The sequence below is a fragment of the Microbispora catharanthi genome (assembly GCF_006334915.2).
GTDB lineage: Bacteria > Actinomycetota > Actinomycetes > Streptosporangiales > Streptosporangiaceae > Microbispora > Microbispora catharanthi.
On record NZ_VDMA02000015.1, the window covers coordinates 17386 to 39025 of the forward strand.

The 21640-nt window shown below is 69.1% G+C and carries 22 protein-coding genes, 4 tRNA genes and 1 pseudogene; 15 read left to right on the forward strand and 12 right to left on the reverse strand.

Annotated elements, in window-relative coordinates; all coding sequences use genetic code 11:
* Positions 1-127 precede the first annotated feature (127 nt).
* Positions 128-1333, reverse strand: coding sequence for a glycoside hydrolase family protein (locus tag FH610_RS25860; protein ID WP_161628079.1), 1206 nt, complete (start codon positions 1331-1333; stop codon positions 128-130).
* Positions 1334-1406: 73 nt separating this feature from the next.
* Here FH610_RS25860 and FH610_RS25865 point away from each other — a divergent pair, with 73 nt between their 5' ends.
* A complete protein-coding gene (locus tag FH610_RS25865; RefSeq protein WP_139577434.1) occupies positions 1407-1712 on the forward strand; it encodes a hypothetical protein in 306 nt (101 codons plus the stop codon).
* Positions 1713-2045: 333 nt separating this feature from the next.
* Here FH610_RS25865 and FH610_RS25870 read toward each other — a convergent pair whose 3' ends face one another.
* Complete coding sequence (locus FH610_RS25870) at positions 2046-3452, reverse strand: alpha/beta hydrolase (protein WP_139577435.1); 1407 nt, start codon at positions 3450-3452, stop codon at positions 2046-2048.
* A 57-nt stretch (positions 3453-3509) separates the two neighbouring features.
* On the reverse strand, positions 3510-3731 hold the full coding sequence (locus FH610_RS25875; protein ID WP_139577436.1) for a hypothetical protein: 222 nt from the start codon (positions 3729-3731) through the stop codon (positions 3510-3512).
* Positions 3732-3911: 180 nt separating this feature from the next.
* Between FH610_RS25875 and FH610_RS25880 the strand changes: the two genes are divergently transcribed.
* From FH610_RS25880 to FH610_RS25905, 7 genes and pseudogenes are all read left to right on the forward strand, one after another.
* Positions 3912-4136 (forward strand): type II toxin-antitoxin system VapB family antitoxin, encoded by a 225-nt coding sequence (locus FH610_RS25880; protein WP_139577437.1) that lies wholly within the window; start codon positions 3912-3914, stop codon positions 4134-4136.
* Positions 4133-4708 carry an SMI1/KNR4 family protein gene (locus FH610_RS25885; protein ID WP_161628080.1) on the forward strand — a complete coding sequence of 192 codons (576 nt, stop codon included), beginning with the start codon at positions 4133-4135 and terminating at the stop codon, positions 4706-4708. The genes FH610_RS25880 and FH610_RS25885 overlap by 4 nt, the downstream gene beginning before the upstream one ends.
* 191 nt (positions 4709-4899) lie before the next feature.
* A pseudogene (locus FH610_RS25890) lies at positions 4900-6201 on the forward strand (replication initiator); the annotation flags it as partial.
* Positions 6194-6370: a helix-turn-helix domain-containing protein gene (locus tag FH610_RS25895; protein WP_139577440.1), complete on the forward strand. Its 177-nt coding sequence runs from the start codon at positions 6194-6196 to the stop codon at positions 6368-6370. The pseudogene FH610_RS25890 and the gene FH610_RS25895, both read left to right, overlap by 8 nt.
* The gene (locus FH610_RS25900; RefSeq protein WP_240809197.1) at positions 6370-7491 is read left to right on the forward strand and encodes a tyrosine-type recombinase/integrase; all 1122 of its coding nucleotides are present in this window, start codon (positions 6370-6372) and stop codon (positions 7489-7491) included. Before FH610_RS25895 ends, FH610_RS25900 begins: the two co-directional genes overlap by 1 nt.
* Positions 7395-7640, forward strand: coding sequence for a tyrosine-type recombinase/integrase (locus FH610_RS45305; RefSeq protein WP_276607706.1), 246 nt, complete (start codon positions 7395-7397; stop codon positions 7638-7640). Before FH610_RS25900 ends, FH610_RS45305 begins: the two co-directional genes overlap by 97 nt.
* Before the next feature lie 167 nt (positions 7641-7807).
* Positions 7808-8137, forward strand: a complete 330-nt coding sequence (locus FH610_RS25905; protein WP_139577441.1) for a hypothetical protein — start codon at positions 7808-7810, stop codon at positions 8135-8137.
* Between the two features lie 87 nt (positions 8138-8224).
* Here the strand turns inward: FH610_RS25905 and FH610_RS25910 are convergent.
* The 5 genes from FH610_RS25910 to FH610_RS25930 form a co-directional block, all read right to left on the reverse strand.
* Positions 8225-8298, reverse strand: a tRNA-Phe gene (locus tag FH610_RS25910).
* Between the two features lie 20 nt (positions 8299-8318).
* Positions 8319-8393 (reverse strand) — tRNA-Asp (locus FH610_RS25915).
* Positions 8394-8502: 109 nt separating this feature from the next.
* Positions 8503-8575 (reverse strand) — tRNA-Glu (locus tag FH610_RS25920).
* The gene (locus FH610_RS25925) at positions 8576-10147 is read right to left on the reverse strand and encodes a metallophosphoesterase family protein (protein ID WP_338104583.1); all 1572 of its coding nucleotides are present in this window, start codon (positions 10145-10147) and stop codon (positions 8576-8578) included.
* Between the two features lie 117 nt (positions 10148-10264).
* Positions 10265-10900 (reverse strand): TetR/AcrR family transcriptional regulator C-terminal domain-containing protein, encoded by a 636-nt coding sequence (locus FH610_RS25930; RefSeq protein WP_161628081.1) that lies wholly within the window; start codon positions 10898-10900, stop codon positions 10265-10267.
* A 68-nt stretch (positions 10901-10968) separates the two neighbouring features.
* Between FH610_RS25930 and FH610_RS25935 the strand changes: the two genes are divergently transcribed.
* From FH610_RS25935 to FH610_RS25950, 4 genes are all read left to right on the forward strand, one after another.
* Complete coding sequence (locus tag FH610_RS25935) at positions 10969-11916, forward strand: ATP-binding cassette domain-containing protein (RefSeq protein ID WP_139577444.1); 948 nt, start codon at positions 10969-10971, stop codon at positions 11914-11916.
* Positions 11913-12743 carry an ABC transporter permease gene (locus tag FH610_RS25940; protein WP_240809198.1) on the forward strand — a complete coding sequence of 277 codons (831 nt, stop codon included), beginning with the start codon at positions 11913-11915 and terminating at the stop codon, positions 12741-12743. Before FH610_RS25935 ends, FH610_RS25940 begins: the two co-directional genes overlap by 4 nt.
* Before the next feature lie 12 nt (positions 12744-12755).
* On the forward strand, positions 12756-13097 hold the full coding sequence (locus FH610_RS25945; RefSeq protein ID WP_030512067.1) for a metallopeptidase family protein: 342 nt from the start codon (positions 12756-12758) through the stop codon (positions 13095-13097).
* 211 nt (positions 13098-13308) lie between these two features.
* The gene (locus FH610_RS25950; RefSeq protein WP_139577445.1) at positions 13309-14601 is read left to right on the forward strand and encodes an MFS transporter; all 1293 of its coding nucleotides are present in this window, start codon (positions 13309-13311) and stop codon (positions 14599-14601) included.
* Position 14602: 1 nt separating this feature from the next.
* Here the strand turns inward: FH610_RS25950 and FH610_RS25955 are convergent, their stop codons facing one another.
* A complete protein-coding gene (locus FH610_RS25955) occupies positions 14603-15022 on the reverse strand; it encodes a PspC domain-containing protein (protein WP_139577446.1) in 420 nt (139 codons plus the stop codon).
* An 85-nt stretch (positions 15023-15107) separates the two neighbouring features.
* On the opposite strand from FH610_RS25955, the gene FH610_RS25960 reads away from it, so the two are divergent.
* Both FH610_RS25960 and FH610_RS25965 read left to right on the forward strand, forming a co-directional pair.
* Positions 15108-16265 (forward strand): acyl-CoA dehydrogenase family protein, encoded by a 1158-nt coding sequence (locus FH610_RS25960; protein ID WP_139577447.1) that lies wholly within the window; start codon positions 15108-15110, stop codon positions 16263-16265.
* Between the two features lie 162 nt (positions 16266-16427).
* Positions 16428-16502, forward strand: a tRNA-Lys gene (locus FH610_RS25965).
* A gap of 66 nt (positions 16503-16568) precedes the next feature.
* Here FH610_RS25965 and FH610_RS25970 read toward each other — a convergent pair.
* The 3 genes from FH610_RS25970 to FH610_RS25980 form a co-directional block, all read right to left on the reverse strand.
* Entirely contained in the window at positions 16569-17171 is a 603-nt protein-coding gene (locus FH610_RS25970; protein WP_205826065.1) for a hypothetical protein, read from the reverse strand.
* A gap of 182 nt (positions 17172-17353) precedes the next feature.
* Entirely contained in the window at positions 17354-17617 is a 264-nt protein-coding gene (locus FH610_RS25975) for a site-specific integrase (protein WP_139577448.1), read from the reverse strand.
* 47 nt (positions 17618-17664) lie between these two features.
* On the reverse strand, positions 17665-18177 hold the full coding sequence (locus FH610_RS25980) for a DUF6461 domain-containing protein (RefSeq protein ID WP_139577449.1): 513 nt from the start codon (positions 18175-18177) through the stop codon (positions 17665-17667).
* Positions 18178-18624: 447 nt separating this feature from the next.
* Between FH610_RS25980 and FH610_RS25985 the strand changes: the two genes are divergently transcribed.
* Complete coding sequence (locus FH610_RS25985; RefSeq protein WP_139577450.1) at positions 18625-21423, forward strand: AfsR/SARP family transcriptional regulator; 2799 nt, start codon at positions 18625-18627, stop codon at positions 21421-21423.
* Positions 21424-21640: the final 217 nt, after the last annotated feature.

Sequence of the window (21640 nt, forward strand, 5' to 3'; positions counted from 1 at the left end):
GAGCCACGAGACGTCGTCCACCCCGCGATCGGCCGCTGTCCGTGCTCGCCGCGGCGGTGCTCGCCTTCCACGCCTCCCCGACCCCCACCACCTGTGGAACGATGATCACTGGTGCGCGCCGGGAGTGTCAGCGGCCCGGCTGCATCGTGATCAGTACTGGCTGTTCGGTGATCTGCAGGGTTTGCGGGGCGGGCATGGCGCGTCCGTCCAAGAATCGGAGGGTGCCGGCACCGCGATCGGCCGGCATTGAGGCGGTGCCCGATTCGGTCCAGCGGACGATGGCCCGGACAGGTCCTTGGCCGGCCGCGCCGTCCAGCACGAACTGGCATTGCCAGACCTGTGCCGGTAGCCCGTCGGGCGAGCTGTGACCACAGGAGGTGATGCGGGCGCCGGTCAGCCAGCGCTGGAGCGTGTCGACCGCGTGGGCTGCGGCGGTTGGCGGCCCACCCACAGCCTGGAGCACGAGTGGGATCTTCGTGCCGCCCCAGTTGTAGAAGTACATGCGGTCGTATCGCACGTACATCCCGATCAGATAGAAGCGCACCGCGTATGCGATGGCGTGCGCCTGGTCCAGTTTGTGATCTTGAGGGATTCGGTAGACGGTCCCGGTGCTCCACAGCCGCGGATGCACTCCTGCCTCATGGAAGGTGCGATCGATGACGGCCGCAAGACGAACGAGGCTTTCGGGAGTGTCACCGTCGTGCTGCGGGGCGAGTTTCACACCTGCGGCATCGCACACCTGATACCCGCCGGCTGCGGCGAAGTCGAGCAGGAACTGCTGGGAGGCAGGCTCCCACAGGTTCCCGATCGAGGGGCACACGAGGGTCGCGGCTGGATCGGCCCGGCGGATGACCGCGGCGGCTTGCTGCGTCATGCGGGCCAGCGTCGCGGCATCGCCGGTGTAGAAGTGCGGTGAGGGCGCGAATGCCCACATTTCGTAGGCGTCGATCCGGCCCGCGTATCGGGTCGCGACGGCCTTGACGAAGCGGACCCAATCCTTCAGATCATCGGGGGGCGCCGTGCGTGACCCGTCGGGGTAGGGGCCGAGTGGCGCGTTCGGCGCCGCCCACTGGGGCGTGCCACCGAAGGTGTAGAGAACGGGGAGGTTCGCACGGTGTGCGGAGCCGACGAGGCGGTCCAGGATGGTCCAGTCGAACTTGTTGCGCGCCGGTTCGAGCAGGGACCAGAGAGTTCCGCTGTCCCATAACCGGATCCCGCCGACCCGAAAGGTCGGCATGGCCCCGCTGCTGCTGTTGATCGTGACGCCGTAGAACCCCGCGGCTACCTGGGTGAGTGGCTGCGACCAGGCCGGGCCGCGAACCTCGCCTGCCATGGCAGGCGGGTGCAGCTGGGGGCCGTGCGGCGAGGCGCAGAACAACTCCCCGTGGACCATCCGCACAACCGAGGTGCTGGGCACCGGCGGCCCTGACTGGTGCGACGTATGGAACGGGAACGGCGGCACAACCTACTCCCCGTGGCACACTACGTGCGAACAGAAGGAGCTGGCTCCTGGCAACCACAGGGGCGGTGGGAGCGTCGACGTCGACGCAGTCACTTTCGCCGACCGCGACTACGTGGTCAAGGTGAGAGGGACGCTCGTGGGATGGAAGACAAAGGGCGTCTGGACGAGGTTGCACGACGACGAACACGTGGTCTGTTTCAAGAATTCCGACGGCGACCCCATGTGTGAGGTCTACTTCAGCATCGCGTGACGACGGGGCCGGTGTGTGCGCCCTCGCCTCTGTCCTGATCGGACGGCGCGGCGCCTTTCTGCTCACGGCGGTTGTGAACAAACGGGGGCAGTGACAGTTCGACGACCAGCGCTCGCAGCGTCGAGCGGTAGGCGGGATGTCATTCGCAACCGCAGTTGCCACGACTCGAAGGTGCCAGCGTGCTGACGTGCCGGCACGCTGGCCGGTGAGCTACTGCTGCCGGCCGGGCCAGGGGCCGATCGCCACCTGGGAACCTCGTACGTCGTGGCCGGATTTGCGGTCCTAGGTGGGGGCGGAATGGGATCACATGATTTCCGCCGGGCTTGTCGGCGTCTACGAGCCGATTAGAGAGGAGTGCCGGCCGACGACGAGGCGGCCGGGCCGGTAGCGGACGAAGGCGGCCCCGCCGAGGTTCAGCGACAGAGCGGAGCTCTGCAGGACGGCGGGTTCGGCGACGTCGCCCCAGCGGCCGGTCGTGACCCGCCTGTCGATCGCCCGCACGCCCGCGACGATCTCCGCGGTGGTGAAGGCGCAGTGCCCCTGGCGCGCGACGTACGCCTGACGGAGCAGTCGGTCGTCGCCGGCCGCCCGGACCCGTTCGGCGAACGCCGCCTCCTGCTGCACCGGGACGAGCTGGTCGGCGATGGTGTGCAGGTTGAGCAGCGGCACCGCGAGGCTCTGACCGGCGGTGGAGGACGCCTCCAGCCTGCGCCGCGCCCCCGGGTCGGCGTGCAGGTGGGCGCCGCGGGTCAGGGTGGCCAGGTCGGCGCGCAGGTCGAGGCCGGCCTTGCGATACAGCGCCCGCACCTGGCCGGCGTGCTCGGAGTCGCGCAGCAGCGCCGCGTAGTCGAGCCCGGCGTTCCAGGACGTGTTGCCCCCGGCGGACTGCTCGATGGACCAGCGGCCGTTCTCGATGAACCCGAGCACCCCTTGGGAGAGCCAGGCGAACTGCTGGGCCTCCTGCCCCTCGGGATCGCCTGGCGCCGGCGGGTTCTGATCGGGCGCCCAGTCGCTCTGGTTGAGGTAGGCGGCGGCGAGCGCGATCCTGGCCCGTCCCTGCGGGGTGGCCTGCGCGGCGATCACGGCGTCGGTCAGCCGCTGCGCCGTCGCGGCGGCGTCCGCGGCGTCGGCGAACCCGGTGAGCCGCACGTCCTGGCCGGGCATCAGCAACGAGGCGATCGTGTACTCGGCGTCGTACTGGTAGTCGTCCAGGTCGACGCCGCCCGCGACGAGGCTGCACAGCCCGAGGGCCCCGTCGACGCGGCCGGCTCCGTCGCGGGCGATCTGGGCGTTGACCAGGCCGCCCATGGACAGCCCGACCGACAGCGTGCGGGACGGTCGGCCGACCGTACGGCCGAAGGCGTCGAGGGTGGCGAACTGGTCGCGTTCGGCGCTGTTCAGCGCCCACCACGAGCCCTGCGGATCGAACGAGGAACCGGCGACCGCATAACCCTCCGAGAGAAGAGCCGTACGAGCTTCGTCGGAAGGTGCATCCTGCGCGACGGCCGGACCATAGCCGTGACTGAACAGCAGGAGCGTGCCGTTCCAGTCGGCGGGCACGTCGGCGATCCAGGTGGCGCCGTCGGCGAGGGTGCCGGACAGATGTGAGGGACTGGTGGCCGCAACGGTGGTGCCGGCCCGAGTGTCCGTCGCGGCCCCGGCGGTTCCGGTCAGGGTGGCCGCCGTGAGGGCGAGAGAGCCGGCGACGGCGGTGGGAATGCGAAGGAGGCGTCGAGGCACGAAAGCGCTCCGTTCCCGGGAGAGGGGGGTGTCCTGTGAACGCGGAACACCCCGAAGCTATGGCAGTATTTTTACCGCCGTCAAGACAATGCCGAATGTCTGTTGTGCCCCACGAGCGGACCGGGCGAGCTTCGGCCAGGAGTCGGGAACCAGGAAGGCGACGGCATCAGCAGTCGCCCTGTCGCCCATCGAAGACCTGGTGGGTCGAGGATGATCGACGGTGCCCATCGTGTGTGCGTGGTGGCCGACGTTGCCGTCAATGTTGCCGTCATCGCTCATCTTCGAAGCTCCTCTATGAGCTGTTCGGAGACGATCAGGCTGGCCCGTACGCCCATGCAACCGGCAACACAGCCAAGACGGGCTGAGATCTTCGCAGAGGTCCTGCCGCGGGAAACTCTCGCCGGTCGGCGCCTGCTGATATACCGATCCGGAGTCATACATACGAGCGAGGCGGTGCCCATGACCAAGACCGTGATCGACCTCGATGACGCGGCCCTGGCCGAGGCCGCGAAGCTGCTCGGCACTTCTTCCAAGAAAGACACGGTCAACGCCGCTCTACGAGAGATCGTCGACCGACGCAGGCGTGCAGCCGCCATAGCCCGCATGCGCGAGATGGTGGCTGAGGGAGAGATCGATCTCTCGGCCATCGAGAAGGGTGACTGCGCACAACAGGCTGTGGCGTGACAGAGCTCTACCTCATCTCCCAGTACGCATGGTCTGAACGCTTCCCTGCACGGCATCCGGTGACCGAGGGTTCTGATCACCCGGCGGTCAGTCCACTGGGCGATCTGTATCCTCCGGCTACCGAAGCAGAGGTCCGCAAGCTTGAAGAGGGGCTGGGTGTGGAGCTGCCGCCGAGTTACCGGCAGTTTCTCCTGTTCGCCAACGGGTGGGGCAGCGACGATGACTGCTGCCTGCTGCGCATCGAAGAAGTCGGCTGGCTCCGTGATGTCGATCCCTCGATCGCCGAGAGCTGGTCAGAACCCAAGCCCGAGAACTCATGGAGCGTGCCCGACGAGCTCTACTTCGTCTACGGACACGAGCAAGTCTCCGGCAACATGAGAGGGGAATATGTAGCCGACACCCTTCTGGCCGGGTATTGGGACGATGGAGTCGTTCTCCTCAATCCCCACGTCAGCACCTCTGAAGGGGAGTGGGAAGCCTGGTATCTCGCGCCATGGCTGGCTGGCGCTAGGCGCTACAGGTCCTTCTGGGACCTCGCAATGGACGAGCTGAGAATGCGATACCCGAGGTGATGTCCCATTCGTCGTTGAGCTTCGCCGACTCGGGTCCTTCGTGGCGGTGGTCATGCGCGTGGGCGGCGCTGGCCGCGACCGGCCGAAGAGCCGCAGCGCGGCCAGCGACCGCCCCGACTCGCGGCAGGTCGCCGCAGGCGAACCGCCCTTGACGACTCACCCGGCTCCACGACCCCCAATACGCCCGCTGGGCGAGCCAGATCCGCCGGACCGGCGGCTGCCGCCAGCCGATCCACCTACGCGGCAAGGTCGAACACTACGACCGCGCCACCGGCCAGCTCCTCCACCGCTACAGCACCCACCTCGAACCGGACGGCCTCCTGCGCGTCCCGTGCAAGACCCGCCGCGCCTCCCGCTGCCCCTCCTGCACCGACACCTACCACCTCGTCCGCGCGGGCCTCGTCGGCGGCAAGGGCGTCCCTGAGGCCGTGGCCTCCCACCCTTGCCTGTTCGTCACTCTCACTGCACCGTCCTTCGGCGAGGTGCACTCTCGGCGGGAGAAGAACGGCACGGTCATGCCCTGCCACCCCCGCCGCGACGCGGAGACCTGCCCGCACGGGCGGGTCATGTCCTGCACCACCCCGCACGGTGCCGACGAGGCATGCCTCGGTGAGCCGCTCTGCCCGGACTGCTACGACTACACGGGCTCCGTGCTGTTCAACGCCACCGCCCCGGAACTGTGGCGCCGCTTCACCCTGGCCCTTCGCCGGCACCTGGCCAAGCTCGCCGGACTCACACAAAAGGACCTCGCCGCCCAGCTCATCGTCTCCTTCGCCAAGGTCGCCGAATACCAGCGACGCGGCGTCGTCCACCTGCACGCCGTCATCCGGCTCGACGGCCCGGACGGCCCCACCTCCCCGCCCCCGGCATGGGCGACGGTCGACATGCTCACCGATGCCGCCCAGCGCGCCGCCACCGTGGTCACGGCCACGGTCCCCGCGTACGACGGTCACCCCTCGCGAGTCCTCCGGTGGGGGGATCAGCTCGACACTCGGCCGATCACCATGGATGGTGAGCTGACCGAACAGGCGGTTGCCGGCTACATCGCCAAGTACGCCACCAAGGCGGCCGAATGCGTCGGCACCCTGGACCGGCGTATCCAACCCCTGGAAAACCTCGCCGCCCTACCGATCCGCGAGCACGCCCGGCGGCTCATCGCCGAATGCCTCCGCCTGGGCGCCTTCGGCGAACTGGCCGACCTCCGGCTGACTCACTGGGCGCACATGCTCGGATTCCGCGGCCACTTCTCCACCAAGTCCCGCCGCTACTCCACCACCCTCGGCGCGCTGCGCGCCGCGCGAGCCGAGCACAGGCGATACGAGCAGATCAGTACCGGACGACTCCCACTATTCGACGAGGACACCGTCCTCGTCATCGCGCACTGGCAGTACGCCGGACATGGCCTCTCCGCCGGAGACGCCATCCTCGCCGCCGCCATCACCGGCACGCCCCTGCCTCCCGTCGCCCCTCGTACGGAGAACTCAGATGGATGACCTCGTGCTCACCGTTGACGAGGCCGCGGAGCGGCTCCGCGTCAGCCGGTGGACCCTCTACACCCTGATCCGCTCCAACCAGCTCAAGACCATCAAGATCGGCCGCCGTCGCCTCGTCCCCGTCGACTCGCTGGCCGAATGCGTCGATTATCTGAAGGCGGTGGCGTGATGACCAAGACCAAGCTCGGCGCCGCCCACGAGGAGCCGAAGAGCCGTAAGCCGCGCAAGACGCGAAAGCGCTCCAACGGCGAGGGAACCATCGTCCAGCGTAAGGACGGGCGATACGAGGCCAAGGTCTTCGTGCCGACCACAGCGGGCACGATCAAACGCGTCAGCGTGTACGGCAAGACTCGCGAGGAGTGCCACGCCAAGTTCGTTGCCCTCAAGTCACAGGCTGACCAGGGCGTCCCCGTTGCCGCCGAGAGCTGGAGCGTCGGCGACTATCTCGCCTACTGGCTGGAACACGTAGTCAAGGCCGAGCGCCGCCCCAAGACCGTCCAGGGGTACGAAGGGGTGATCCGGCGGTATCTCGTGCCGAGCCTCGGCCGGAAGCGGCTCGACAAGCTCAACGCGGCCGAAGTCCGTCAGTTCATCACGTCGCTCCGTACCGGCTGCCAGTGCTGCCAGCGCGGTTGGGACAAGCTTCGGAAGCCGCCGGAGTGCTGCGCCAAGAAGGGCGGCAAGTGCTGCGAATACAAGATCGAAACTCGCATGGTCCAATTCATCCACGCGGTCCTGCGCAACGCCCTAGAGAACGCGGTCCGAGAAGAGATCATCTCGCGCAACGTGGCGAAGCTCGTGAAGGTGTCACCGCCCAAGTACAAGGTGAACCGCGGCCTTACCGTTCCGCAGGCGAGGGCACTGCTAAAGGCTGCCCAGGGTCACCGTCTCGGCGCGCTCTACATCCTGGCGGTCTGCCTCGGGTTGCGGCCCGGCGAACTCCTCGGGCTTCGCTGGAAAGACGTCGACCTGGAGGCGGGCACGCTCGAGGTCGTCCAGACCCTCCAGCGAGTCGGCGGCCGACTCCAGTTCGTCAAGCCCAAGACGGAGGACTCGGAGCGTACAGTCCCTCTTCCACCCATCTGCATCGAGGCGCTCAGGGAGCACCGCAAGCGGCAGTTTGCCGAGCGCTCCGACCGGTGGCCGGACTGGGAGGATTACGGGCTGATCTTCCCTCCCGGCGGGGAACACCGATGGAGCCTGACAACCTTCGCCGTAGCTGGGGCGAGATCCGCAAGAGCGCCGGCCTCGGGGCGGTGCGGCTTCATGACCTCCGCCACACCTGTGTGAGTCTTCTGCTCGACCTCGGCGTACCGCCTCACATCGTCCGGGAGATCGTCGGACACTCCGACATCGAGGTCACCATGACCATCTACGCTCACGCCTCTCTCGACGAGAAGCGCAAGGCCCTCAGCAGGTTGAGCGCTGCCCTTGCCTAGCTGCTGCCGCCTACACGCCCCGGGGTTGTCCCCGGGGCGTTCGTGTATCTGGGACGCCTCGTCCGAGATACCAGTTGCACGTGATCTAGATCACTCGTACCATCAGTTTTCATCGGATCATCCGATGATTGTTGGGACTAATCGCTTTTATGCAAAAGGAGTGCCTCATGCTTAAGAACAGTGAGGGCCGGCCAGACAAGGATGCTCTCCGGGCGGCGCTGTTAGCTCTGGGAGCGATTCACGAGGAAAATCACTTAGCGCTCGGCAGTCCCGAGCCGCTACTCGCCGGGATGTTGTTGGCAGCAGCGGAAGACATCGCTGATCGCTTCCGCTACGGCGTTGGCACAGGGAACGGCCGGCAAGACCAGATCGTGCAGGGCTACGTCAACTACCTCGGCACGCACAACCTCGCTGCCTTCCACACGGCCAGAGCCCGCCGACTCTACTCCGACATGAAGTGGGTCAACCCCATGAGCAGTCGCAACGGTCAGAACTAGGACCGTTGTCGTCAGGGTTGTCGTCAAAGCCAAACAAGAACGCCCCGGCCGTGATCGGCTCGGGGCGTTTGGGCTGTTCAGAGAGGGTGGTCAGGGGCAGGGTCGAACTGCCGACCTTCCGCTTTTCAGGCGGACGCTCGTACCAACTGAGCTACCTGACCTCGGCGGCTGCCGCCGTACGCGGTCCTGACGGGACTTGAACCCGCGACCTCCACCTTGACAGGGTGGCGAGCACTCCAAACTGCTCTACAGGACCTTTATGTCCGGGGGGCTTTCGCTTCCCCGTGTTGTTCGGCTCGCCTAGCTTACCAGCTTTCGGGAGGTCTTCGACCTTCCGTCATCCGGCGCGCTCGACGCGCTCCACGTGCCCCCAACGGGATTCGAACCCGTGCCGCCGCCTTGAAAGGGCGGTGTCCTAGGCCGCTAGACGATGGGGGCTCAAGGCTTTCGCCCTGTTCCGTGACGCCTTCCGTCGGAGACCTCTGAAGCATAGGGGACGTTTGCCCCTGATGCCAAAGCGGCCGGCGACGGCGAGCCGCTGCCGGTTGCCGTCGGCGACGGCGCCTGCGGCGACTCGGGAGAAATTGTACGACCAGGGTCCGGCTCGATATGACGCTCACACTGGATCCACTGCTCGCCGAGGCCGCCGACGGTGATGTCGTCCCAGGCCTCCAGGCGGTGGCTGCTCTTGCCGAAGTAGAGCACCGAGGCGGTCAGCGGGGTCGGCTCGTCGTGTTCCAGGCCGCGCAGTCCCGCGCCGCCGGTGGACCCCTGGATCATCAGGCGGGTGCCCGAGGGCAGCAGCTCGGTGGACCGCGCGTGGACGTGCCCGCTCAGCACGAGCGGCACATACCCGGACAGGCCCCGGCCCACGGTCGGGTCGTGGACGGCCACGATGTCGGCGGCGATCTTGTCCGGAGCCGAGGTGGAGGCGGACCTGGGCCGCTCGCGCGGCGCCAGCTTGGCCGCGTTGGCCCGGCCGAGGTCGAGGAGGCTCTTGCTCTCGTCGCCCGCCGCCTGCACGGACTTGTCGGGGGTGAACCTCGGGTCGCCGATGCCGTAGATGCTCAGCCCCTTGACGGTGGCGGCGGCGCCGTCCAGCACGACCGCGTTCTTCTGCTTCTCGACCGCCCGCTGGGTCGTCATGGAGTCGTGGTTGCCGCGCACGTAGACGTACGGCACATCGAGCGAGCCGATCTCCTTGACGAACTCGTTCTCGGCCTTGGTCCCATGGTCGCTGATGTCGCCGGTGTCGATGATGAGGTCGACCTTGAACTGGTCCTTCAGCGACTTGATCACATTCCAGGCCAGCGGATTGATGTGCAGGTCGGAGACGTGCAGCACGCGGATGGTCCCCGGATCCGGGTCGAAGATCGGCAGATTCGACCCCGCCTCGTACAGCTGGGACACGTTGGTCACCAGCTTGGCGAGCTGGCCGCGATATTCGGTGAACTTGGTCACGATCGACTGGGCGCTGCCGACCAGGGACGGCACGCCCGTGAGCAGCCCGGTGTACCGGGGCTCGGCGATCGAACGGGGGTTGAACGTCAGCGCGGAGACGCCGCCGAGGACGACGACCATCGCCAGCGAGCCCGCCGCGGTCCAGGCCGCCCGCGACAGCCGCCGGAAGGCGACCAGGCCGGTGAGGAACCCGGCGACGACGGCGAACAGCACCGCGCGCACGACGAGGCTCCGCAGCCCGGAGATGACGTCGTCCTCGATGGTCGTCGGCAGCCGATCGGCCCACCGGGGGTTTTTGAGAATCTCCTCCGCCACCTCCGGATGAACCGCCTCGATCGACAGGTCGAGCCGCAGCGGGCCGTTGTGGCTGTCGAAGCTCAGCGTCCCGAGGGGCCGCACGTCGATGACGGTCTCCCCGCTCCAGGACGGCGCCAGGGACATCCCGATGTCGGCGGGCCCGACCGGTGTGTCCACCTTGGCGCCGAACGCCATCCCGAGCCATCCGCCGATCACCGCCGCCAGCACGACCGCGAGCACACGGGCGGACACACGGGCGAGCCGACTGCCGACCGTCCTATGGGCGAACGCCCTCAACCTCGAGTTCTCCATCCCTTCCTGACTACCCGAAGATGCGACCTTTTTGGTTACCAGAACACGGTGTTCCGGTTACCGACCGTCGGGACGGGCCTCCTGACGTGCCCGCATACCGGACAAAATCAGCGCTATACCGTGCTCGAAGGACGCGTCCGTCTGCGGGCCTTTGGTCTCGGCCATGACCGCGCGCACGTTCGGGTACGGCGCGAGACTCTCCAGCGCCTCCTCGAACAGGGCCGGGTCGCTCGTTCCCCGTTCCTGGTCGGACTGCTCCTCAAGGACGAATCCGCCGAGGAAGCTCGCGAGCGTGCTGAGACCCCACATCGCGTCCGTACGGGTGAATCCGGCCCGCAGCAGCGATTCCAGGATGGTCTCGACGGTCTGCAGCGTGGCCGTGCCGGGGTGGGTGCCGGCGGTGAGGCGCGCGGTGTCGCGGTGCGACTTGAACGCGCGGCGCTGGCCCCTGCACCACTCCGCCAGCCACTCCTCCCACGACTCCCCCTCGGCGAGCGGCCGCAACGGCTCCTGCGCGGAGATCGCCTCGGCCATCTCGTCCAGCAGTTCCTGCTTGTTCTTGAAGTGCCAATAGAGGGCGGGGGCCTGCACGCCCAACTCGGTCGCGAGTCTGCGCAGGGTCAGCTTCTCCAGCCCCACCTCGTCCAGGAGTCGGATGGCGGTCCTGACGATCGTGTCGCGTTCGAGTGCCACGGTTGACAGCTTAACGGCGTTCAATGCATCCTTAACGTTGTTAAATTTAACCGCGTTAAGGAGATGCCGTGATCCATGCGGAAGGAGTACGCAAGCGGTTCGGCACGACCGAGGCGCTGCGGGGCGTCGACCTCGACGTGCCGCGCGGCTCGGTGTGCGGCCTGCTCGGGCCCAACGGCGCCGGCAAGACGACGATGGTGCGCGTCCTGACGACCCTGCTGCGCCCCGACGGCGGCTCGGCCAGGGTGGCCGGCTGCGACGTGGTCAGGGACGCAGAACGGCTCCGCTACCGCATCGGCCTCGCCGGCCAGCACGCGGCACTGGACGAGCTGCTGACCGGACGCCGCAACCTGGAGCTGTTCGGCCGGCTCTACCACCTGCCCCGTCGTACGGCCCGCCGCAGGGCCGAGGAGCTGCTGGAGCGGTTCGGGCTGACGCAGGCGGCGAACCGTCCCGTGCGGACGTATTCGGGTGGCATGCGCCGCAGGCTCGACCTGGCCGCCAGCCTGATCGTCTCCCCGCCGGTGCTGTTCATGGACGAGCCGACCACCGGCCTCGACCCTCGCAGCCGCCTCGCGCTGTGGGACGTGCTGCGCCGGCTCGTCGCCGAGGGGACGACCCTGCTGCTCACCACGCAGTACCTCGACGAGGCCGACCACCTGGCCGACCGGATCGCCGTCATGGACGCCGGGCGGGTGGTCGCGGCCGGATCGCCGTCCGCACTCAAGGCGAAGGTGGGCGGCGACCGCGTGAGCGTCGCCTTCCGCGACGCCGCGGACCTGGCGCCCGGCGTCGAGGCCGTGCGCGGAGTGCTCCCGGGCGAGCCCGAGATCGACGCCGCCGAACGGCGGCTCGTCGTGCCCGTCTCGGACGGCGCCGCCTCCCTGGTCAGGGTCGCCGCGGCCCTCGACGCCGCCGGGGTCGGCGTGGAGGACCTGGGGCTGCGCCGGCCGACGCTGGACGAGGTGTTCCTGGCGCTCACGGACGCGCCCGCCAAGGAGAAGGAGGCCGCGTGATCACCCTGGAACCTCCCGCGACGAGGGCGCAACGGCTGCGCTGGGCCCTGAGCGACACGTTCGTCATCGCGGGCCGCAGCTACTCCCAACTGCGCACCCAGCCCGGCCAGATCGCCGCCGAGCTGGTCGCCCCGGTCATCATGACCATCCTGTTCGGGTACGTCTTCGGCAGCGCGATCAGCCTGCCCGGCGGGGGCGACTACCGGAACTACCTGATGCCCGGGATCTTCATGCAGGTCATGGCGCTGTCCGCGGTCGCCGCCGCCACGTCGGTCGCCGAAGACATGGCGCGCGGCATCATCGACCGCTTCCGCGCCCAGCCCATCGCGCGCGCCGCCGTACTGGCCGGGCGGAGCGTCGCGGACATGTCCAAGGACTGGCTGTCGCTCGCCACCATGAGCGTGTGCGGCCTGCTGATCGCGGGATGGCGTCCGCACAGCACCCCCCTGGAGACGCTCGCCGGCTTCGCGCTGCTCGCCCTGTTCGGGTACGCGATGATCTGGCTGGGCACGTACATCGGGCTGTTCGTCAAGAACGGCGCGCAGGCGGACGCCGCGACGTTCGGCTGGCTGTTCCCGATGACCTTCCTGGCCAACGCGTTCGTGCCGCTGGAGGGGCTGCCCGGGTGGCTGCGGGCGATCGCGGACTGGAACCCGATGAGCGCCGTCGTCTCGGCCGCCCGGGAGCTGTTCGGCAATCCCGGCTCGGCCGCCGCCTCCTGGCCTCTCCAGCACCCGGTGACGGCGTCCCTGTGCTGGTCGCTGCTGATCATCGCGGTGTTCGCACCGCTCGCCGTACGGCGCTATCGCACGGCCGCCTCGCGATGACACGATGAGACGGTGATCGACGTCCCGCTGAAGAGGTTCGAGGAGCTCGTGGCCGAGGCGCTCGACACGATCCCTCCGGATCTGGCCAAGGTCATGGACAACGTCGTGGTCGTGGTGGTGGACGACCCGCCCGAGCCCGGCCTGCTGGGGCTCTACACGGGCATTCCGCTGACCGAGCGGGGCGACTGGTATTCGGGGGTCCTCCCGGACCGCATCGAGATCTACCGGAACCCTACGCTGGAGATCTGCGAGACCGAGGACGACGTGGTCGAGGAGGTCCGCGTCACCGTCGTCCACGAGATCGCCCACCACTTCGGCATCGACGACGAACGGCTGCACGAGCTCGGCTGGTGACTGCCCTTTTCCCCGGCGTCTCCCTCGCCAGGGTTTCCCCTCGTCAAGGCGGCGATCGGCGTTCGCGGGCCGCGAAATGGGACCGTCAGCGGGTTGCAAAAGTCACACCCGACGGGCACTGTAAGTAACATGTTGACCACGTACTGTCAGATCCAGTCGCCGGGGCGGACACCGGCGGAAACGGCCGGCGGAGCGACCTCTGCGGACTGAGATGGCGGCCACCAAGCCCGGCAGGCTGTCCGGCCGGCACCGCCGTTCCCCCGAGGTGCGGACCACCTACCGGGAGGTCGCCGCGATCCCCGAGTTCCGGGCCCTGTGGCTCGGACAGGGCATGTCGCTGCTCGGCGACCAGCTCGCCCAGGTGGCGCTCGCGGTGCTGGTCTACAGCCGGACCGCCTCGCCTCTGGCCACGGCCGCCGTCTACGCGCTGACCTACCTGCCGCCCATCCTCGGCGGGCCCCTGCTGGCCGGGCTCGCCGACCGATACCCGCGCAGGCGGGTCATGCTCTGGTGCGACGTGCTGCGCGCCCTGATGCTCGCCGCGATGGCCCTGCCCACCACGCCGTTTCCCGTGCTGTGCGCGCTGGTCTTCTGCGTGGTGCTGCTCGGCGCGCCGTTCTCGGCCGCCCGCGCGGCGCTGCTGCCCGAGGTCCTTGAGGGCGACCGGTACGTCGTGGGGTCGGCCCTGCAGAACGTGACCAACCAGGCCGTGCAGATGCTCGGGTTCGCCGCCGGGGGCGCGGCGATCGCGGTGCTCGGGCCCTATCGGGCGCTGGCGCTGGACTGTGCGACGTTCCTCGGATCGGCTCTGGTGATCGTCGCGGGGGTGCGGCACCGCCCTGCGCCGCTGCGGGAGGACGGCGAGCGGCCGTCCGTGTGGCGGATGACTCTGTCCGGCGCGCGCCTGGTGTTCGGCGAGCGGCGGCTTCGCACGCTCGTGCTGTTCGCCTGGCTGTGCGGGTTCTACGTGATTCCCGAGGGCATCGCGGCTCCGTACGCCGCGGCGCTCGCCGACGGGAGGCTGCCCGTCCCGGTGATCACGGGTCTGCTGATGGCGGCGATGCCGACGGGCACGGTCGTCGGCGCGTTCTTCTTCGGGCGGTTCGTCACGCCGTCGGGGCGGTTGCGGAGCATGGGCTGGCTGGCCATGATGACCTGCGCGCCGCTCGTGCTGTGCGTGATCCGGCCACCGCTGGAGGGCGTGCTCGCCCTGTGGGTGCTGTCCGGCGTCGGCGGGGCCTACCAGCTCGCTGCCAACGCGGCCTTCGTCCAGTGCGTCCCGGCGTCGGGACGTGCCGCGGCGTTCGGGCTGGTGCAGTCGGGCCTGCTGGCCGCCCAGGGCGTCGGCATCCTCGTCGGAGGCGCCGCCGCCCAGCGGCTCGGCCCAGAGGCTGTCGTGACGCTGGCGGGCGTGGCCGGGCTGTGTGCCGCGGCCGTGCTCGCCATGCTCTGGACCGAGTCGCGCAGGGAGATCATCGCCAAGGTCCGGGCCGCCGCTACCTGAGTCAGGCCTGCGGACCCTGGTTCTGGGAGTCGCCGTCGGAGGGCCGGCCGTACGGGTGCTGCTCGTAGCTCGGAGCCTGCGGGGGGTACGGGGTGCGGGTGGAGCGGCCCTGGTTCCAGCCCTGCTGGACGTTGTCCCACTTGGCCTTGGCGTCCTGCCAGGCGCGGCCGTCCTTGTTCTTGTCAATGAGGTCCTGGACGATGGAGGAGTTCTTGCCCTCCTCGGGGAGGAGGAGCCAGGCGACGGCGTAGACGCCGACGCCGAGGCCGCCGAAGAAGCTCGCGACGGCGAGCCCGAGGCGCAGGATGTTGGCGTCGATGCCGGTGTACTCGGAGACGCCCGAGCACACCCCGGCGACGATCCTGCCGTTCCGAGTGCGGTGGAGCTGCTTGACCGAACCGTTGGTGTTCATCTCGTTCATACCTCCACAGTGCCTCTCAGGGGGGTGGGCGCACATCGGGATTCCCCCTGGCCCTACCCCGAGGAGGCCCGGATACCCTGACGCCATGGACGACCTCCTCGAACTCGACGACCAGCTCGACCCCGAGCACCGCATGATCAGGGACTCCGTAAGGGAACTCGTCTCCGGCAAGGTCCTCCCCCACGTCGGCGAGTGGTTCGAGCAGGGCACGTTCCCCGCCCGCGAACTCGCCCCGGCCCTGGGCTCGCTCGGCCTCCTCGGCATGCACCTAGAGGGGTACGGCTGCGCCGGGCTCGACGCCGTGTCGTACGGCGTGGCCTGCCGGGAGCTGGAGGCGGGCGACTCGGGGCTGCGGTCGTTCGTGTCCGTGCAGGGGTCGCTGGCGATGTTCCCGATCTGGAAGTACGGCTCGGACGAGCAGAAGGAGGAGTGGCTGCCCCGGCTGGCGTCAGGGGAGGCCATCGGCTGCTTCGGCCTGACCGAGCCCGACCACGGGTCCGACCCCGCCGGCATGCGCACCACCGCCAAGCAGGACCCGTCCGGCGACTGGATCCTGAACGGCGCCAAGATGTGGATCACCAATGGCTCGATCGCCGACGTCGCCGTCGTGTGGGCGCGGACCGACGAGGGCATCCGCGGTTTCGTCGTCCCCACCTCGACCCCCGGCTTCTCGTCCGCCGAGATCCACCGCAAGCTGTCGCTGCGGGCCTCGGTCACGGCCTCCCTGTACTTCGACGACGTACGGCTGCCCGCCTCCGCGGTGCTGCCTGGCGTCGCAGGGCTGAAGGGCCCGCTGTCGTGTCTCACGGAGGCGCGGTACGGCATCCTGTGGGGCGTGGTCGGAGCGGGCCGGGCCTGCCTGGAGGCGGCCGTGGACTACGCCACCACGCGGGTGCAGTTCGGCAAGCCGATCGGCGCCTTCCAGCTCACGCAGGAGAAGCTGGCCTGGATGGCGGTCGCGCTCGGCCATGCCGGGCTCACCGCCCTTCACCTCGGCCGGCTCAAGGACGCCGGGAAGCTGAAGCCCACCCAGGTCAGCTTCGGCAAGCTGGCCAACGTCCGGGCCGCGCTCGACATCGCCCGCGAGGCGCGTACGGTGCTCGGGGCCAACGGGGTCACGTTGGAGTATCCGGTCATCAGGCACATGACCAACCTGGAGTCCGTGCTCACATACGAGGGCACTCAGGAAGTGCATCTGCTGACTCTGGGCAAGGCGCTCACGGGCCTTGACGCCTTCCGCTGACGACCTGCGTCATGGCCCCTCGCCAGGGCCTGCCGAGACCGATGGCGGGGCGATCAGGGACAATGGCGTCGCCGAAGACGCGGTACTCTCTGTACCCTGCATCTTGGGGAGTGTTCCACGGATCAGACCGCGACGCGGGCGGGGTTCGCGGGGCACGACCAAGGGGTGCTAGCTCAATGGCAGAGCTGCGGACTTTTAATCCGTCGGTTCAGGGTTCGAGTCCCTGGCGCCCCACCAGCGAAAACAGCTCTGCGAAGATGATCGTTAAGGGCTGTTGACGGCAACGGTTGACGGCAACGCCGGTCACCTATTGGCGGCCACGTAGCGAAGGACCCCGTCAGCCGGCAACAGGTATCCCATCCAGCGTTCTTCGGGCGGGGTGCCGTTCAGTTCACGCGCGTCGATGGTGCCTGACGTCTCGAAGCCGATCAAGCCGAGTTGGAACGGGACCTCCTGATAGACGCTGGTTCCGATGTCGGCCAGCCAGTCGTCGTACGTGCGCCGCCAACCGAAAACTGCCTTTCCGCCGGCCTGATCGAAACGGTAGCTTCCGAACCGCTCGTCAATGCGCTCGAGCGCGGCCACCGGTAGGTAGAAGTCGAGCCAGTCCGAGCCGCCATCCTCACGAACAGCCACGCATCCGCACACAACCCGATGGCCGGTCGGAAGAGTGACCGTACCTCGCAGGAAACCGAATTCGGCCAGTGATGAGACGGTGCAGGCGACCTCGTCCTGCTCCTCGGGCTCACGATCGCGGCCGTAGCAGCCCTCGATGGCAGCCGCTCGCCAGAGTGCCGACAGAGCCCCTTGAAGGCGTTTATCGCTGGTGTCGCCGATCTCGATGGCCAGTTCATACCATTCACCGGACCAGTTCTCACGGTCGGTGAACGATGTTGGGTTGTTCACGTTGAGGACTCCCGGCGAGGTGGTTGGTATGACTTTGCCGCAACAGATCATCGCCTGCCATCCCCGGCGGCGGGCGGACCCTCGTTCACTCAGCTCTCTCTAAGCGAGACCTCCCAGCGCCTTTTCGAGCTTGAGCGCGGTCGCCTGGTGCTCGGGTAGCACGTGAGCGTAGGTGTTCATCGTCAGCACGATCGTGCTGTGGCCGAGGATCTCCATGATCGTCCGGGCTTGTCCAGGTCGACGTCATCCCAGCGGAGCCCGAGCGCCTCACCGCGCCGGACGCCAACGCCCAGAGCCACCGCGTACACCGCGTAGAACCGGCCCTTGCGCGCCTGCCGGAGGAACTGCCTGGCCTCGTCGAGGGTGAGCGCCTGGATCTCCGGCCGCTCGACAGTGCCCAGTTGGACGTTCTTCGCGACGTTGCGCAGCACCAGATCTTCGCGCACGGCCTTCAGGGCCGCCCTATCGAGCTGTGGAAACAGGGCGGGAGCGCTCAGTGCTCGAGAACGCCGTGTGCGGCCACAATGTCACTTGAAGCGTTCGGCCGCACCCCGGTGATGCGCTCGGCCAGCAGCAGCGCAGCGACAAGCCCGCCCTCCGACTTGTCGCCAACGAGTCCGAGCTCGACCCGGTCGGCCAGGTAGTCCTCCGGGATGCCGTCCTCGTCGCCGGGAAACAGCGGATCGAAGGACAGGATCCTGCGGCCGTCGGCGTCATGGTCGAAGGACGCGAGCCTGTTCACGTTGACGAAGACGCTCGCCGTGACCGTCCCAGCCGACAAGGGCCGCAGCACCTCGTCCAGCGTGCCGGCGTAGCCGTTCTCTTCGCTCAGAATGGTGCCGCCCTCGGCTGACCGGGCTGAGATGAGGCCCTCCTCGATCTCGCCTTCCTCGTCATCGCCGTCGAATACCTCGATGCCAAGGCGGGCCAGCGCCTCGTGCGGGGTAAGGCCGCAGACGAAGGTTGCGCAGAACGCATCGTCATCGAGCCAGTCGTAGCCGCTCATGGGAATCCTGTTCTCTCCGGGAACAGATCATGGAGATCCTGGCATGCGAGTCCGACGAAAAGTCTGTACGCCCTTGATACGGAAATGACCTTTTATAGCCAGCTCGAGTGAGCAGGTTCGGAAGTCTCCGAACTGACGGCAACCGTTGACGGCAACGTCACCAGACGAAGGCGGACGCGGCCGGACTCACCTGGACACTCGGCCCCTGGTCACAGCACGTTTTCCCAGGACGTCGATCAGCTTCTAATCCGCGCCCGGGATGGTGGTCCGCATCGGGCCGTACGGGCCGCGTGAAGGCGCCCGGGGACAAAAGGTTCGCACGGCGCCGGGCACCGCCTTGATCATATGTCGGCGGGCACGAATAGACTGTGGGCCGCCACCGTCGCGGAACGCCGATGACCCGCCGCCGCCCCACGGGAGCGGCCGTCAGCGGGCGGGGAGGTCAGCATGGATTTCCGGCTCCTCGGCCCCGTCGAGGTATGGGACGTCGACGGACAGGTGGCACTCGGGCGGCGGGCGGAGCGGTGCCTGCTCGGGCTGCTGCTGCTCGACACCGGGCGGGTCATCCCCGTCGGGCGGTTACTGGACCTCCTGTGGGAGGGCGAGCCGCCGGACAACGCGCGCGGCGTACTGCAGAGCCACGTCGCGCGACTGCGCGGCACACTGGACCCGGACCGCACCGGCGGACGCGGGTTCCGGCTGCTCCGCCGAGGCGACGGCTACCTGGCCGAGACCGAGCCCGGCGCGGTGGACGTCCACCGGTTCCGGGAGGGCGTCGGACGGGGGCAACGGACGTCCGACCCGGGGGAGCGGGCCCGGCTGCTCCGGGAGGCTCTGTCCTACTGGCGCGGTCCGCTGCTCGCCGACGTGGCGAGCGAGCGGATGCGTGATCGGGTCGGCGTCGGGCTCGAGGAGCTGCGGCTGTCCGCGCTGGAATCCTGTCTGGAGGCCGAGCTGGACTGCGGCCGGCACCGGGAGCTGCTGCCCGAGCTCGCCGACCTGGTGCTGCGGCACCCCGACAGGGAGAGGCCGATCCGGGCCTACATGGTGGCGCTCTACCGCGACGGCCGTCCGCCCGAGGCGCTGGCGGTGTACCGCAGGGCGCGTGCCCACTTCAGCCGCGAGCTGGGCCTGGAACCCACCGCGGAGCTGCGCCGGCTCCACCAGATGATCCTCGCCGGAGACGCCTCGCTGCATGCCCGGACGCCGGACCCGGCCCGTACGGCCGTGGTGCGGCCCCGCCCTCCGGTGCCGGCGCAGCTCCCGCCGGACCTCCCCCACTTCGTCGGGCGGACGGCCGAGGTCGCCCGGCTCGACGCCGTCCTCGCCGGGGCCGCGTCGATGACCGTCTGCTGCCTGTCGGGGACCGCCGGGGTGGGCAAGACGACGCTGGCCGTCCACTGGGCCCACCGCGTGCGGGACCGGTTCCCGGACGGGCAGCTCTATGTGAACCTGCGCGGCTTCGATCCGGACGCCGCGCCGGTGGATCCGTTCGACGCGCTGCGCCGCTTCCTGGGCGCGTTGAACACCCCGCCCGAGCGGATCCCCCAGGACTCGGACGCGCTGGTCGGGCTGTACCGCAGTCTTCTGGCCGGACGGCGCGTGCTCGTGGTGCTCGACAACGCGCGCGACGCCGAGCAGGTCCGTCCCCTGCTGCCCGGCGGGGCGAGGTGCCTGGTCCTGGTGACCAGCCGCGATCCCCTCACCGGGCTGGTCGCGGCGGAGGGCGCGCAGCCGCTCACGATCGGCCTGCTGTCGCCCGGGGAGGCCCGGGAGATGCTGGCCGCCCGCATCGGCGCGCCGCGGCTCGCGGCCGAGGGCGAGGCGGCCGACGATCTGGTCGCGCTGTGCGCGCGCCTGCCCCTCGCCCTCGCCGTCCTGGCGGCACGCGCGGCCACCGAGCCGGACCTGCCGCTGGCCGACCTGGTGGCGCGGGTGCGCGGCGCGGGCGCTGAGCTCGACCCGTTCGGCGGCGAGGACCGGGCGACGGACGTCCGGGGGGTCTTCTCCTGGTCGTACCGCACGCTCGGCGCGCCGGCCGCGCGCCTGTTCCGCCTGCTGGCGCTGCACCCGGGGCCGGACGTCTCCACGCGGGCCGCCGCCGCCCTGGCCGGGCTTCCGCACGGGCGGGCGCGCGACCTGCTCACGGAACTGGCCCGCGCCCATCTGGTCACCGAGCACCTCCCCGGGCGGTTCGCCCTGCACGACCTGCTGCGCGCCTACGCCAGGGAGCTCGCTGACCGCGACAGCGCCGACGAGAGCCGTGCCGCGCCGCTGCGGCTGCTCGACCACTACCTGCACACCGCGCACGTGGCCACGATGGTCATCAATCCGCGCCCGGACCCACTCGGTCTCGCGCCCCCCGCCCCGGGGGCGGCCCCCCAGGAGCACCCGGACTACGACCACGCCATGACCTGGTTCGCCGAGGAACGTCCGGTGTTGCAGGCGATGGTCCCGTGGTCGGTGGCGAAGGGCTTCCCGGCGCACGCCTGGCGGCTCGCCTGGACCATGGTCGACTTTCTCGACCGGCGCGGCTTCTGGGACGAGTGGGCCAAGGCCGAGACCGTCGCGCTCGACGCGGCCCGCCGGACCGGGGACCTCGCCGGTCAGGCCCTGTGCCACCGCGACCTCGCCTCCGCGTACACGCAGATGCAGATGTTCGAGGCGGCGGAGGCGGACCTGCGCGCCGCGCTCGCGCTGTTCACCGAGCTCCAGGACGTGCGCGGCCAGGCGGGCTGCTACAACAACCTCGGCTGGCTCTACGGGGTCCAGGACCGTTACCAGGAGGCACTGGAGAACGCCGAACAGGCGCTGCACCTGGTGAGGCTGATCGACGACACGGTGGAGGAGGCCCGGGCGCTCAACTCGGTCGGTCAGAGCCACGCCCTGCTCGACCATCCCGAGCACGCCATCCTCTACTGCCGGGAGGCGCTGACGCTGTTCGAGCGTGCCGGCGACCTGCACGGGCAGGCCGCCGCTCTCGACGGGCTCGGGCTGGGGTATCAGAAGCTGCCCGACCCCGACGAGGCGGCCTCGTGCTACAAACGCGCGGCGGGCCTGTTCAGGAAGGCCGGCGAACGCTACTTCGAGGCGGACACGCTGTCGAAGCTCGGCGACGTGCTGCGCGCGGCCGGCGACGACCGGGGCGCCCGCCTGATCTGGCATCAGGCCCTCGACATCCTCACCGAGCTGGACCACCCTGACCTGGCGCTGGTCCACGAGCGGCTGGCCGGCACGGGCACGTGACGGCGCAGCCGGCGCGACCGCGATGTGATGCGGACTTCGCGCATCTGGAATCCTCCTCGTCGGCGATCCACACGATCGGCCATCGGGAGCATCCGGCTCTCGGCTTGACATGCCCTTGACGCGACCGCCCGCGACGACCCCTCGTCCCGCCCCCACGCCGCCGCGAGTGGCAAGCCTGTGTCAAGCCGCCCTGGCGATGCTCTCCGGGACACGAAAG

Bases quoted from the DNA above. Each gene is read 5' to 3' on its own strand.
- FH610_RS25860 (WP_161628079.1), bottom strand. From the start codon at position 1,333: ATGGCAGGCGAGGTTCGCGGCCCGGCCTGGTCGCAGCCACTCACCCAG.
- FH610_RS25875 (WP_139577436.1), bottom strand. From the start codon at position 3,731: ATGAGCGATGACGGCAACATTGACGGCAACGTCGGCCACCACGCACAC.
- FH610_RS25880 (WP_139577437.1), top strand. From the start codon at position 3,912: ATGACCAAGACCGTGATCGACCTCGATGACGCGGCCCTGGCCGAGGCC.
- FH610_RS25895 (WP_139577440.1), top strand. From the start codon at position 6,194: ATGGATGACCTCGTGCTCACCGTTGACGAGGCCGCGGAGCGGCTCCGC.
- FH610_RS25900 (WP_240809197.1), top strand. From the start codon at position 6,370: ATGACCAAGACCAAGCTCGGCGCCGCCCACGAGGAGCCGAAGAGCCGT.
- FH610_RS45305 (WP_276607706.1), top strand. From the start codon at position 7,395: ATGGAGCCTGACAACCTTCGCCGTAGCTGGGGCGAGATCCGCAAGAGC.
- FH610_RS25905 (WP_139577441.1), top strand. From the start codon at position 7,808: ATGCTTAAGAACAGTGAGGGCCGGCCAGACAAGGATGCTCTCCGGGCG.
- FH610_RS25950 (WP_139577445.1), top strand. From the start codon at position 13,309: ATGGCGGCCACCAAGCCCGGCAGGCTGTCCGGCCGGCACCGCCGTTCC.
- FH610_RS25955 (WP_139577446.1), bottom strand. From the start codon at position 15,022: ATGAACGAGATGAACACCAACGGTTCGGTCAAGCAGCTCCACCGCACT.
- FH610_RS25960 (WP_139577447.1), top strand. From the start codon at position 15,108: ATGGACGACCTCCTCGAACTCGACGACCAGCTCGACCCCGAGCACCGC.
- FH610_RS25980 (WP_139577449.1), bottom strand. From the start codon at position 18,177: ATGAGCGGCTACGACTGGCTCGATGACGATGCGTTCTGCGCAACCTTC.
- FH610_RS25985 (WP_139577450.1), top strand. From the start codon at position 18,625: ATGGATTTCCGGCTCCTCGGCCCCGTCGAGGTATGGGACGTCGACGGA.